We start from the raw sequence: 12,648 nt of genomic DNA on the forward strand, positions 1-12,648 counted from the left end.
CTTTGCGCCCTATTTGGGCGGCATAACAAAAACATAAAGGATGCCTTCGAACGGACGACCCGGCCCCTTTTGGCGGCTGTGCGGCACATGAGAAGGAATGAAACATGCAGAAACTGGCTAGCTTTATCGGCGCCGTTGCGCTGAGCGGCCTGCTTTTCTCGGTCACCATGGTGTAACCGGAAAACAGATCTGAAAAAGACAGACGGGCGGGGGCTTTCCCTGCCCTTTTGTTTATGGGCGGCAGGGGAGCGCGGCGCTCGGCCTATTTGACCTGCACCCCGTCCTTTACAACATGCGCCACATTTTCAAGTACGCGGATGTCGGTCAGCGGGTCGCCCTTCACCGCGACCAGATCGGCGGTGAAGGCGGGGGCAATGCTGCCCAGATGATCCTCTTTGCCCAGCAATTCGGCGGCGCGGATGGTAGCCGACTGGATGGCCTGCATCGGGGTCATGCCATAGCGGACCATATAGGCAAACTGCCGTCCGTTCAGGCCGTGGGGATAAACACCGCTGTCGGTGCCATAGGCGATCTTGACGCCCATCTTCACCGCCTTGGAAAAACCTTCGCGCTGGATATCGGTGGTCTCGCGATTCTTGCGGAGATATTCCTCGGGCCAGCGCTCTTTGGTGCCGATATCGTTGATATAATCGCCATTATAGATGTCCATGACCAGCCAGGTCCCCGCCTTCTTCGCCATGACCAGCGCTTCGTCGTCGATCAGGCTGGCATGCTCGATGGAGCGGACACCGGCGCGGATCGCATTTTTGATGCCGATGGCACCATGGGCGTGGGCGGTGACGAAGATGTCGGTGGGCAGCACCGGCACGATCAGCGCACCGGCAGGCGCATTGCGCATCGGCCCTGACGGCCCCTTGCCCTTGCCCGCCTCAACCACGGCGCGCAGCTGCTCTTCGGTCATTTCGGGCTCGCCCGGTTCCGTCCCCATGGCCAGCACCGCGCCGGTTGCAATGGTCTTGATAAAGTCCGCGCCATTCGCGATCAGAAACTCGGTCTTCGCCTTGGCTTCCTCTGGCGTGCTCGCTACGCCCAGCCGCATATCTTCGGGAAGCTTTTCATTGGGAATAACGCCGTTCAACTCCCCCCCGCCCTTGGGGATGGTGATATAGGCCCCGGCCACGAACATACGCGGCCCCGGCACGAGTCCGGTGTTAATCGCGTTGCGCAGCACGACATCGGTCAGGCCGCGATAGGTGCCCACATCGCGCACGGTCGTAAAGCCAGCCTCCAGCGTGAGTCGCGCATTGTGCGCACCGATCAGCGCGGTTTCCTCACGCGATGTGTTGAGCGGCAAGGCAATATCGGAATTCTGCCCCGCATCGGCCAAATGCGTGTGCAGGTCCATCAGGCCCGGCAGGACAGTCAGGTCGGACCAGTCGATCCGCCGTGCATCCTTGGGCGTCTCTCCGCACGGGGCGACGGATTCGATCCAGTGACGCACAATATGGATACATTGGCCTGTACGGACAGTTCCGGCGGTCACATCGATTAGCCGACCGGCTTCGATATAAAGTTGTTCGGCAAGGACCGGCGCAGGACTAAGCGCCAGGGAAAGCGCCAGAAGCCGTGCGCCGCGCATCAGCCCTTTTTGGTGATGCGGTTGATCTCGCGCTCGACCATCGCTTCGACGATCGGGGGCAGGTTGGTGTCGAGCCAATCTTTCAGCATCGGCCGCAACAGGTCACGGGTCAGCCCTTCAAGCGAGGTTTCGCCCGAGCGTACGATCTGCGGCGCAACGCCGGGTTCGGAAAGTGTTTGCAGTGCGGAGAAGCTGTGCCGCAGGCTGCGGGCCTTGTTATCGTCCAGAAGTACTTCCTCAACCTCGTCCATTTCGGTCTCGGCCGCCGCGGTTTCGGTCAATTCGAGAATCTCATCTTCCTGTTCGACAGGTTCGGCTGCCTTGGGCGCGCGCTTGGCGGCCGGACGGCTGCGGTCATCGTCCGCAATGATTCGCTTAATCGAGGAGAGAATTTCGTCCATAGATGGTTCGTTCCGGCCTTCCGCCATGTTTCAGCTCCCCACAGCTTGATTAGATTACTTCCGCAACTGGCTCGGAATCGGCTCTATTTCTGCTTTTTGCGCAGGCGTGTCAACGGTGCGTGTCGATTTGGTCGTTGGATCGGGCTGCGAAGCCCAATCGTTCCACGCATTGTCGACCTTTTCATATTCCGCCACCGGATCGTACAAAACGCCACCTTCAAGACCCAGATCGCGCGCTTCGGCGCGGCCCATGGCGGCGAGCAATGTGAAGCCGGCGACATAGGCATTGCGCCGTGCGGTCACCAATTGCACTTTGCTGTTCAGCAATTCCTGTTCGGCATTCAGAATGTCGAGAATCGTGCGGTTGCCGACGCTATTTTCCGCCCGTGTGCCTTCGAGCGACAGTTCATTCGCCGATACGGCACGTTCCGACGCACGAATCACATCCTGCGCAGCTTTCCAACTGGCATAGGAGGCACGGGTCTGGGCAATCACCTCACGCTCGGCGGCGATTTCCAGTTCCTGCGCTTGTCCAAGCCGGGCTTGTGCCTGCCGGATTTGTGCGGCGGGCTGGCCACCCTGATACAAGGGAATGGTCGCACGGACACCGGCTTGCGCGGTAAACGAGCTGTTATCCGCCTGAAAACCGGGGATGTTGGACGATACCGAGTTCAGCGCATTGCTGTAGGAAGGTGAGGTAAACACGCTCACCGTCGGCAACCGCGACGCATTGGCGGCACGGCGGTCAAAACCGGCTGCTTCGCGACCTTCGCGTGCCGAAATCAGATCGGGATTATTCTCCAGCGCAACATTGACCGCAGTGTCGGGCGTTTCCGGCAAATTGGGCAAAGGTGGCGGAGCTTCCAACCGGCCGGGTTCGCGCCCGACGAGCTGGATGTAGATTTCCTTGGACCGGATCAGATTGGCGCGTGCCGATTCGAGGCTGCTGGTCGCGAGCGCAAGACGCGCTTCGGACTGGGCAACGTCGGTACGGGTCAGATCGCCAATTTCAAACCGGTCGCGCGTTGCTTCCAGATTGACCGACAAGACGCCGACCTGCGCACGGTTCAGCTCGACAATGGATTCGTCACGGATGACATCCATATAAGCGCCCACGACAGCCGAGAAAATTGCGCTCTCGGTGCCGCGCAGATTTGCAAATCCCGCTTCGACCCGGTTCTCGGCAGCACGGATCGCGTTGCGGATTCCGCCGCCTGCATAGAGCGGGGCCGAAACCGTACCGTTGATATTTACACCGCGGGCCTGCGTGACCGACGATCCGCCATCCTGCATGATATTTTCAAAATAGGTGGGCTGGACCGTGACGTCGGGCCGGCCATTGGCCTTGGCCAACGGCACGCCTTCATTGGTCGCCTTTTGCCCTTCGCGGGCCGCGGTCAGGCTGGGGTTGGTCTCATAAGCCGAAACCAGAGCGTCGCGAAGCGTGTCCGCCGAGGCAGAGGCACTGAACAAGGTGGACCCGAGCAGGGTCGCAACAAGAAGGCGGCGCGGGCTCAAAATACAAATTCCGCTTTACGCGCGAATGCGGCCAAAGGTGCAATCTCGCTGTCGATAAAGGGTTTGAGGGCAACTTTGCCCGCATGAACCACCCCGTTTGCCAGGCGCGTCACGGGCCCTTCGGCAATTCCGCTGACGATCCGGGCCCCTTCGCCGGCCAAACCGAGAAATGCATCGGGAAGTTCCTCGACCGCGCCGTCAATCACGATCAGATTATAAGGTGCATTGTCTTTCGCCGACGCCCAGTCGGCAGGCGCGGCACAGGTCAGGTGCGTTACATGCCCTTTGAGCAGTTCGGCCACATAGCCGCCGGGATTGCCGATCAACAGCGTTTTGTCGGTCGTCTTTACCTCGGCCGCTTGCAGCAGCAGGGCCGTCGACAAGGGCGGGTTCAAAACCGAACCATCGTCCAGCGCTATGGCGCGGTCCATATAGGATGTCGCGCGATGCGATGCAGGGACATGGTCTTCGCGCGGCAAACTGCCCATTGCGCCAAGGATCCACGCCTCCGTCACACCATTGGTGCGAAGCTGGGAATCCACCATCGCCCGCCGCATATCTTCAAAACTCACAGATTCCATCAGGATATTTCCATCATTTTCCGGGCCATGTGCCACAACTGTATTGCAAACACAATACAGTCTTTGATTCTGGTTCTAGCCAGCATAGGTCCAATCGCCAAGCCGGATTCAGACAAACGCGCAACCTGAACCCGCAAATGGCATTTTTTTCCCGTCACTTGTGGCGGTCAGGGCACAACATGCCAGATTGCCGGTTGATTTGATGAAACCAACCCGCTAGACGCGCGCCTCCACCACATACAGCAATGCTGTATCAAGCGTTTTGCTTATCGAGGCCCGATGGCGGAGTGGTGACGCAGAGGACTGCAAATCCTTGCACGCCGGTTCGATTCCGGCTCGGGCCTCCAAGCATATTGGTGCGAAATCTCCGGCCACTGCTGCACTCAAAAAGTCTATTACATTTTGGCGCGCATGGGTGCTGTTTCGGGCATGCGCCAGAAAACGAAGATCACACAAGCGGCGACAAGGGCAATCATTGCGCCGGGTGCGGCATCCCATTTGCTGTTCGTCACCAACAGATGCGCAACCAAAGGCGTGAGACCACCGAAAATGGCGGTGGCCGTTGTCGCGCCCAATGCAAGGCCGCTCAATCTTCCCTCGCCGGGGAATTGTTCGGCCGTGGTGACGGCGCCAACCGCGCTCACCGCTCCACCAAGTGCCGCCAGTGTAATGGCGCCCACCCAGGTCGCGGCGCCACCGCCTGCCATGAAGGCGAACATGCCCGTGGGTAGAAATATCCCGCCAAGCGCAAGCGCCAGCAGGATGGGGCGGCGGCCATATCGGTCCGATGCGAGCCCGATGACCGGGGTCACCAGAATGACCGTAAGCGCAGCAAGGACCGAAATCGAAAGCGCCCGTGTCTCCGGCATGGTTCCGGTGGCATCCAGAAACGCCGGGACATAGGTAATGCCGACATAATAGGTGATCGACCCCAGCGCCGAAATTGCAAAGCCGCGTGCAATGGCGCTGCGGTGCCGGGTCAGCGTCTGCTTTATGGGGTTGTCCGGCACAGTGCCTGCTACGCGTTGGCGCAGGAATTCCGGAGTCTCCTCAAGCGTTGCGCGCGTAATGAGAACCAGGCCAGCGAGCGCTGCGCCGAACAGGAATGGCAGACGCCATCCCCATGTGACGAGCGATTCTTCGGGTACAGCCCATACCACCAGCGCCGCTGCAGCGGCCGCCAGCAGCGCGCCAATCTCGCTTGCCGCCGATGCGCAACTGGTGATCAATCCGCGCCGTTTGTCCTTCGCACCTTCCATAAGGTAGGCGACGACACCGGTATATTCGCCACCAACCGAAAAGGACATCAGGCAGCGCAGCATAATCAGCAGCACACCGGCAAGCGGGCCGATTTGCGCGTAGGTCGGCAGCATGGCGGTTGCGAGCATTGCCCCGGTCATCAAAGCCATTGAACCCAGCATGGTCATCCGTCGGCCAAAGCGGTCCCCAAAGTGCCCGAAAACAAGCGCCCCGACCGGGCGCATCAAATAGGCAATCGCAAAGCCGCCGAGCGTCTCGGTCAGCGACTGCGGACCGGTTCCGAAAAAGACGCGCGCCAGCACCGTCGAAAAATAAAGGTAAAGCGTGAAATCATACCATTCCACAATTGTCGAAAGACCGGCGAGAGCCATCGACCGCCGCGACATCGGTGCGCGTGAAGAGGGAGAGGCACCCTGCCCAGTCTGGCTGACAATTTCGACCACGCAGCAACGTGGCGAATTTCGGGACAGGTGACAAGACGCCTTAGCCTTTTCCGAAAGCTAATATTGACCCAGTCTTTTCCCGCTTCCGGGATCGGATTTGCGTTTCAATTGAGAGAGGGCCGATACCGGGTGCCGCCATTTGCGGTTGACGGCGATAGGCAAATTTTTATGGTGTGCGATGCGCAGTACTTTTGCCGTAGCGAATGACATTGGGGGCAAGTTCGTGAAGTTTATCCTGCGGGCTTTCCTGCTGATTTCAGTTCTGGCTTCGCGGCCCGTCTTGTCCGCCGAGGCTCCCGCGGAAATTCCGGTTGATGCGTTCGTGGAATCGGGCAGTCTCGTCCAGCCGATCATTTCCCCCAATGGCGAAAAAATTGCCTTCCGGGAACGTGTCGGCGAACGAACCTATGTCAGCTTTCGGCCCGTTGACACCGAGGAAATCGCGCGGGTCGCCTTTCCGGAAGGCTATGATTTGAATTGGTATCGCTGGGCAGGCGATACTAAATTGTTGATCAGCGCCACACGTAAAAGCATATTTTACGGCATTGATCTGCCCGTAAGCAGCCTGATCGCCTATGACGTAACGACCCGCAAGGCCACGCAACTGGGTTTGAAATCCCAAGGGCTGGTGGGTGACGATGTGCTCTATGTCGATCCCGCGGGTAACTTTTTGCTGATGGCCGTTTCCAAATCCATCTTTTCAACGCCGGGCGTGTACCGGGTCGAAATTGGCAGCAACACATTCACCGAAATAGTCCGGCCCCAGGACAATGTGTGGAGCTGGATTGCCGACGGCAGCGGCGTCGTGCGGATGGGGGTAGCCTATGGAGAACAAGCCACCCGCATTTATTACCGGCGGAGCAATGAGGAAAAGTTCGCGCTCGTGGACAAGATCCGCAAGGGCAAGGACGAAGAAAATGCGCCGGAAAGCTTGATCGACGTCAGCCAGATCGTCGCGGGTAAGGATGAGGGATATGTGCTGTCCAATAAAGAGAATGGACGGTTTGCGCTTTATCGGTTCAGCTACACCAGCCGGGAAATTGGCGAGAAGTTGCTCGACCATCCCGAAAATGACATCACGGGTTTTACGCTGAACGACGCGGGCACCGACATCGAATCCGCGACGCTCACGGATGACCGGGACCGCATCGTCTGGTTCGACCCGGCTTACAAAAGTCTCCAACGCCTGCTCGACAAAGCTTTGCCCGGTCAGGAGGCGTGGATACAATCGCGCAGTGCGGACGGCAAACGGATGACCGTGTTTTCAACGTCGCCAACCGATCCGGGCAGCTATTATATTTTTGAACCGTCCGCAAAGCGGCTTCACCGGTTTGCCGGCCTGAACGACCACATCAATCCTGCGGTGTTGGCGGTCACGAAATATATACGCTACACGGCGCGTGACGGACTTTCGGTTCCAGCCTATCTGACGTTGCCGGTGGGGCGGCAGCCTGGCAAACTTCCGCTCATCGTGATGCCCCATGGCGGGCCTTACGGCGTGCGCGACACCTTGGATTATAACCGCGAAGTCCAGTTTCTGGCCAATCGGGGCTATGCCGTAATCCAACCCAATTTCCGCGGCTCCGACAGCTATGGCGAAGACTATTACAAAAAAGGCGAAGGCCAGATCGGCCGGGCCATGCAGGATGACCTGGACGACGCCGTGGACTGGCTGGCGAAGGAAGGCATAGCCGACGCCACTCGGGTGTGCATCATTGGCTCATCCTATGGGGGCTATGCGGCCCTTTGGGGTGTCATTCGCAATCCGGAGCGCTATCGTTGCGCCGCCAGCTTTGCCGGGGTGACCGACTTTGTGACCCAATTGAAATACAGCAAGAAGGGCATGGAAAGCCGCCATGCCCGCAAATGGCAAGACATTGTCCGCGGCGATGAGGATTTCAAGCTGGACACGGTATCGCCCGCCAAAAATGCAGGCAAGTTAACCCGGCCCATTCTGCTGACCCATGGCGATGATGACAATGTCGTGCCCATCAGCCAGTTCAACATGATGGTTGCGGCCTTAAAGAAGGCCGGCAAGGCCGCCGAGAGCCATGTGTACGAAAATGAAGGCCATGGGCTGGACGAACCGGCCAATCAAAAGGATTGGCTGGAACGGCTCGAGGCATTTCTGGATGCGCATAATCCTGCAGACCCCTTATAAATCGGGGTCATCTAGAGCTTTGCTGCCCAATTCGACCATACCGCAACCTGACGAATTTCAGTGTTGATGACAAGCAGCCTTTGGCGTCTTCGGAACCCGAAAAGGCACAGCATCTTTCGATGGCAGACAGCGTGGCTTTCGACCAACGACATGGGTGCAGATTGTGAGGGGGGCTGCTTCCATGCTATTCCATATCAGGTTGTCGATAGGGGGAAATCGCTATGCGTCGTTTTGCAGCCACAGTCATACTCGCCATGTCACTCATCGCCGCACCTGCCTTTTCCAAGGATGACGCGACGCAGACAACAGGTGCCAATGATCCTGATCTGGTGATCAAGTGCCGCAAGGTTGAAGTGACCGGATCGCTCGTGAAAAAGGGCAAGGTCTGCAAAACCGCAGGCGAATGGAAGCGCATTCAAAGCAACGGAAACCGAACAGCCCGTGCAATCGTGGAATCAGGCAATATCTGCTCGGGTGGATGTTGCGGCAATGCCGTGGGATGCGGTTCCGGGCAATAATCCCGGCCAAGCTGTACGCTTTACATTGCCAATGTGGAGACATCGGTTACGATTGCCGTCGGCAAATATCGTCGTGCACGGGATTTAGAGAGATGAACTTAGCGCATCGTTCCGCGGTGTTGGCGGCTTCTTTCGGGCTTCTGGCTTTGTCCTCCCCGGCGTTGGCGCAGATGTCCGTTCCGCCGCCGATGGCGCAATTAACCGCCGATTGCGCGCGACCGGTCTATGCATCCGATCAACTGGTGTGCGGGGATACCGAATTGCGCCAGCTGGACGCGCGGCTTGCCGCTATTTTGAACATGCCGGCGGCTGCGAACGGAATCGCGCTGATCGAAAGTGATGACCAGTGGTTTAAGCGACGCAGCCGCTGCGCCTTTGAAACCGATCACCGCGCGTGCCTGGTGCAGTCCTATCGCGACCGGCTCGCCTTTCTGGAAAGTGCGACGCAGATGCGCGAACGGACATGGGGCGCACGCTGCACAATTTGGGGTCAGGTGGAGATCGACCGGGTGCCCAATGGCTATATGCTTGTACGGACGCGCGACGACCAGTCGCTAAGGGCCATTGCTGCGCCGGTGTCGGAACAATCTGTCTGGAAACCGGTATGGACCGCGACGGTGCGCGGGTCGCGTATCGACTTTACAAGCCATGATGGCCGCCGTATTTCGTGCAAGACAAAGCGTTGAAGCGCGGCGCCTTTGCTATGCCCGCCTAACCCATTTGCCCTTGCGCCCGCACGAAATGGTCGGCCGCCTTTTTTGCCAGCAGGAGCATGGCCGCACCGGCAACGGCGCAGCCGAGGTGGAGCGACCAGAAGGTTGTAATCGGTAAGGCTTCAAAACGCGCCGCCAGCACTGTGCTGAGCAGCCCTGCAAAGAACAGGCCGAGAAAATAGCCCGAAATCGACGTGGCCGAACCCTTCACATTGTCTTTGCTGCCAAGTTCGGCGAGGGCAGCCGGCAGGATTTGCGCAAGGCCCGCGGCGTTCAGAAACTGGAACGCCACACACCATAGGAGTGTGAGCTTCCCCCCGCCGCCCATCAGCGCCGCTGCCAACAGCATGCATGTGCCAGCACATACAAAAAGCGCACCGAAACTTGCCCGGGTCAGCGAGGATACCGGACCGATGTGGCGTTCCAGCGCCCGCCAGGCCGGGACCGACGCCACGAGCACGCACAGGCTGAGCGCTGCATCCATTCCGACCAGCCAGCTGACAGGTATCGGCTGACCAAAGAGCATAAGGGCGAAGTCCTTTTTCACGCACAGCAGATAGGCATTGAACAATTGAAAGTTGGGAATGGCGAGCAGCCCTACGCCCGCGATCAGCAGGATGTTCGACGGCCATTTGCGAGCGGACAAGAGGGTGGAAGATGGGGCATATGCCGGCACCTCGACTTTCCGGGCTTTCGCAGGGTCGAAATGGCCAAAGGCGTAAATGGAGAGCGCGACGAGCATGGCGAAAGCGGAGGTTGCGAACCCCCAATGCCAGCCGGCTTCCTCGCCGATCGTGCCGACCACAAAAGGCCCCGCCAGACCGGCGAGGTTCACTGCGAGAAAGTAGAGTTGGAACCCTTCGACGCGTCGGGAGTCGGTGTCGTAGAGCGACCCCAACTGGCTGGCGATTGCGCCGCGAAACAGCCCAATGCCGAGCGCTATGCAAGTTAGCGCCAAAATAAGCGCGGGCTCATATGCCATCGCCAAATGACCCAAGGCCATGATCGATCCACCGACCAATATGGCTCGTGCTGGCCCCAGAACCCGGTCTGTGATGACGCCACCCACGATCGGAATGATCGAGATGAGCGTCAAAAAGCCACCCGTAATGCTGGAGGCCAGTGCCTGCCCTTTGACCTCAAAGAGGGTACTGATCGACGCAACGAGCCAGATCTCGTCGGCCGCTCGGGTGACCAGAAGATATTCGGTCAGGTAGAGGATCAGGATTGCCTGCAGCCCGTAATAGGCGACGCGTTCCCAGAATTTGGTGAGGCAGATTGTTGCGAAACCGTCCGGCTGACCCGTTCGGAGCGATCTAATGCGCCGAAAGGGAAGTGCCGCTGTCACGCGCTTCTTCGGCTTCGTGCCTGACCCGGCGTAACCCCGAACCATTGCCGGTAGGAACGCCCGAAACTCGACATATCGGTGAAGCCCAGGAGGCGCGCGATATCGGTCAGGCTGATCGCGCTGTTACCGATCAGCTCCGCCGCTTTCATCCTGCGCTCTTCTTCCACAAGCTGGTGGAACTTGATGCCCTGCGCCGCCAATGTGCGCACCAATGTCCGCTCGGACACACCTTCGAGGGCCGCAATTTGCTTCAGCCGCGGGACGCGGGCATCAATTTCCATCGCGGCACAGATGGCGGTGCGGATCCTGCGGACAATGTCGGACCGGCTTCCCTCCCGCTCGGCCACAGCCATGCGTTCTAGGGCGAAGTTCCAAAAAGCCGCGTCGGAACGCAGATTCTTGATTGACAACCATTCGGCCGCGCCGTGGATCGCATAGTGCCGCGCGCCGCAGGTTATCCCGCAAGGCAGTTTCTGCAACGGGGCGACCAATGCCGAACCTTCCATGACCTCGACATCTATATCGATCTCGGCGGCGTCGCCTGTAACGAAAAAGCTGACGAAGCGATATGCGGTGGAGAGGATCGCGATGGCGCAAAAATCACGAAGCGAGCCGGGGTTCAGTTCGGAATCCACGACAATCGAAAAGCCATCCTGATGGTGGCGCAAATCAATCTTCAAAAAGGGTGTGCCGAAGGCAGCTGCCCGGATGAAAAATTGCAATGCGTCCTGCAAGGTCGGGGCATTGTAGAGCGCCGGAACCGTGATAGGCGCGGCGGGTATTTTGAACTCGCCGAACAAGCGTGCGATGATTCCGGATGCTTCGCCCCGATCCACAATATTGGCGATCAGAATCAAATCGTCCGCCAATGTGACCCGGCTGGGCAATGGCTCGGCGGAGGGTAGCGCGGTGCCGTCGGTGAGCCAGGCTGGCCAGCCCAGCCATTCCCCAAATTGCGCGGTCGCCGCGGTTGCTACCGTGCGCTGTGCGTCGGGTCCCAATTGCCGGATCAGGTGAAGAGCGTCCTGCAAGGCAGAGGCGCCGGGCGTCGGGTCGACACATTGCTCCGCCCCGGCGGACTCGACGCAACTTAGCTCAATATCGCGATGACGATTTTCATAGCGATCCATGCATTCTCCTGCGATTGCTCGCCTGACGTGAAAGATTAAACCACTGAATGCGCCCGTTTTACAAATTGTAGCGCAAAAGACTAAATCCACAAGTCGATTTACATCCCTTCCTGCAAAGCTTTGCAGCGCGTTTTGGCAGTGAATGTCCAAATGGTGGCAGCATTTGTCCATATCCTATTCTGTTACATTCGGGCAGTTTTCGTGCCAGCTTTCAAAAGAGAAGCAAGCCGTTCAACGGGTTGGAGGATATGCGCATGAAAAACATCCCAACTATCGGATTTCTGGCGCTTGCATCGGCGCTTGCACTTTCCGCCTGCGATAAGGCAGGCGATGCACCAGACGCCGCCACTGCAGCGGCACAAACAGCAAAATGGCCAGAAAATCTGGTCCTTGTCGGTGATGGATTTCCCAACCCCGGCGATGCGTGCCGCAAGATCGGTGAAAGCGCCGAGACCGTGAACTATCTGGACGACAGCGCCACCCTTGCCGGATGCCTGACCGAAGACGACGCGAAGAAATTGGGCGGCAAGATTGTGGGGGCAGTCGATGGCGTAACGCTGGTATCGGTACCTGCCTCTGCGGCTGGCACGCCGGGTGATGGCGATGGCACGGGTGATGCGAAAGTTGCCGGTACCAATTATAATGCAACCGCGCAGATCAAATGCGCGGGCTATAAGGGTGCCGCCGCAGGCATGTGTGATGCAGGCGTCGTCCGCAACGCGGATGCTGGCTCTTATATTGACGTGACCCTGCCGGACAAAACCACCCGCACGATCTTCTTCAACAAGGATGGCAGTTTCCTGAGTTTTTCTACCGCCGAAGCCGATGGCACTGCCGCCATGAAGGCAACCGCGTCGCGGGACGGTGACACAACCATCGCGACTTTAGGAAAGGAGAGATACGAAATTCCCGATGTATTTGTTCGGGGTGACTAATCCCGGATTTTCCGGAACATCTGCTGCATAAAAGGGGACA

General features: G+C 58.6%; 11 protein-coding genes and 1 tRNA gene. 5 read left to right on the forward strand and 7 right to left on the reverse strand.

Features of this window, described 5'->3' with window-relative positions:
• Positions 1–262: 262 nt before the first annotated feature.
• From EUU25_RS13295 to EUU25_RS13310, 4 genes are read right to left on the reverse strand one after another with little or no spacing between them, the layout of a single operon-like run.
• On the reverse strand, positions 263–1,600 hold the full coding sequence (locus EUU25_RS13295) for a metal-dependent hydrolase family protein (RefSeq protein WP_158901721.1): 1,338 nt from the start codon (positions 1,598–1,600) through the stop codon (positions 263–265).
• Complete coding sequence (locus tag EUU25_RS13300) at positions 1,600–2,028, reverse strand: DUF2497 domain-containing protein (protein WP_158901723.1); 429 nt, start codon at positions 2,026–2,028, stop codon at positions 1,600–1,602. Before EUU25_RS13300 ends, EUU25_RS13295 begins: the two co-directional genes overlap by 1 nt.
• A gap of 27 nt (positions 2,029–2,055) precedes the next feature.
• Complete coding sequence (locus tag EUU25_RS13305) at positions 2,056–3,519, reverse strand: TolC family outer membrane protein (protein ID WP_158901725.1); 1,464 nt, start codon at positions 3,517–3,519, stop codon at positions 2,056–2,058.
• Positions 3,516–4,100, reverse strand: a complete 585-nt coding sequence (locus tag EUU25_RS13310; RefSeq protein ID WP_158901727.1) for a protein-L-isoaspartate O-methyltransferase family protein — start codon at positions 4,098–4,100, stop codon at positions 3,516–3,518. The genes EUU25_RS13305 and EUU25_RS13310 overlap by 4 nt, the downstream gene beginning before the upstream one ends.
• A 273-nt stretch (positions 4,101–4,373) precedes the next feature.
• On the opposite strand from EUU25_RS13310, the gene EUU25_RS13315 reads away from it, so the two are divergent.
• Positions 4,374–4,447, forward strand: a tRNA-Cys gene (locus EUU25_RS13315).
• Between the two features lie 48 nt (positions 4,448–4,495).
• Here EUU25_RS13315 and EUU25_RS13320 read toward each other — a convergent pair.
• Positions 4,496–5,746, reverse strand: coding sequence for an MFS transporter (locus tag EUU25_RS13320; protein WP_158903421.1), 1,251 nt, complete (start codon positions 5,744–5,746; stop codon positions 4,496–4,498).
• A 235-nt stretch (positions 5,747–5,981) separates the two neighbouring features.
• Here EUU25_RS13320 and EUU25_RS13325 point away from each other — a divergent pair, with 235 nt between their 5' ends.
• From EUU25_RS13325 to EUU25_RS13335, 3 genes are all read left to right on the forward strand, one after another.
• Complete coding sequence (locus tag EUU25_RS13325) at positions 5,982–7,964, forward strand: alpha/beta hydrolase family protein (protein WP_158901729.1); 1,983 nt, start codon at positions 5,982–5,984, stop codon at positions 7,962–7,964.
• Positions 7,965–8,185: 221 nt separating this feature from the next.
• Complete coding sequence (locus EUU25_RS13330) at positions 8,186–8,482, forward strand: hypothetical protein (RefSeq protein ID WP_158901731.1); 297 nt, start codon at positions 8,186–8,188, stop codon at positions 8,480–8,482.
• A gap of 92 nt (positions 8,483–8,574) precedes the next feature.
• A complete protein-coding gene (locus EUU25_RS13335) occupies positions 8,575–9,168 on the forward strand; it encodes a lysozyme inhibitor LprI family protein (RefSeq protein ID WP_158901733.1) in 594 nt (197 codons plus the stop codon).
• A 25-nt stretch (positions 9,169–9,193) separates the two neighbouring features.
• Here the strand turns inward: EUU25_RS13335 and EUU25_RS13340 are convergent, their stop codons facing one another.
• Positions 9,194–10,543 (reverse strand): POT-type proton-dependent oligopeptide transporter, encoded by a 1,350-nt coding sequence (locus tag EUU25_RS13340; protein WP_158901735.1) that lies wholly within the window; start codon positions 10,541–10,543, stop codon positions 9,194–9,196.
• Positions 10,540–11,673 carry a helix-turn-helix transcriptional regulator gene (locus EUU25_RS13345; RefSeq protein ID WP_158901737.1) on the reverse strand — a complete coding sequence of 378 codons (1,134 nt, stop codon included), beginning with the start codon at positions 11,671–11,673 and terminating at the stop codon, positions 10,540–10,542. The genes EUU25_RS13340 and EUU25_RS13345 overlap by 4 nt, the downstream gene beginning before the upstream one ends.
• A gap of 254 nt (positions 11,674–11,927) precedes the next feature.
• Between EUU25_RS13345 and EUU25_RS13350 the strand changes: the two genes are divergently transcribed.
• Positions 11,928–12,608 (forward strand): hypothetical protein, encoded by a 681-nt coding sequence (locus EUU25_RS13350; RefSeq protein ID WP_158901739.1) that lies wholly within the window; start codon positions 11,928–11,930, stop codon positions 12,606–12,608.
• Positions 12,609–12,648 lie beyond the last annotated feature (40 nt).

The organism is Sphingorhabdus lacus, assembly GCF_009768975.1.
GTDB classification, from domain to species: Bacteria; Pseudomonadota; Alphaproteobacteria; order Sphingomonadales; family Sphingomonadaceae; genus Sphingorhabdus_B; species Sphingorhabdus_B lacus.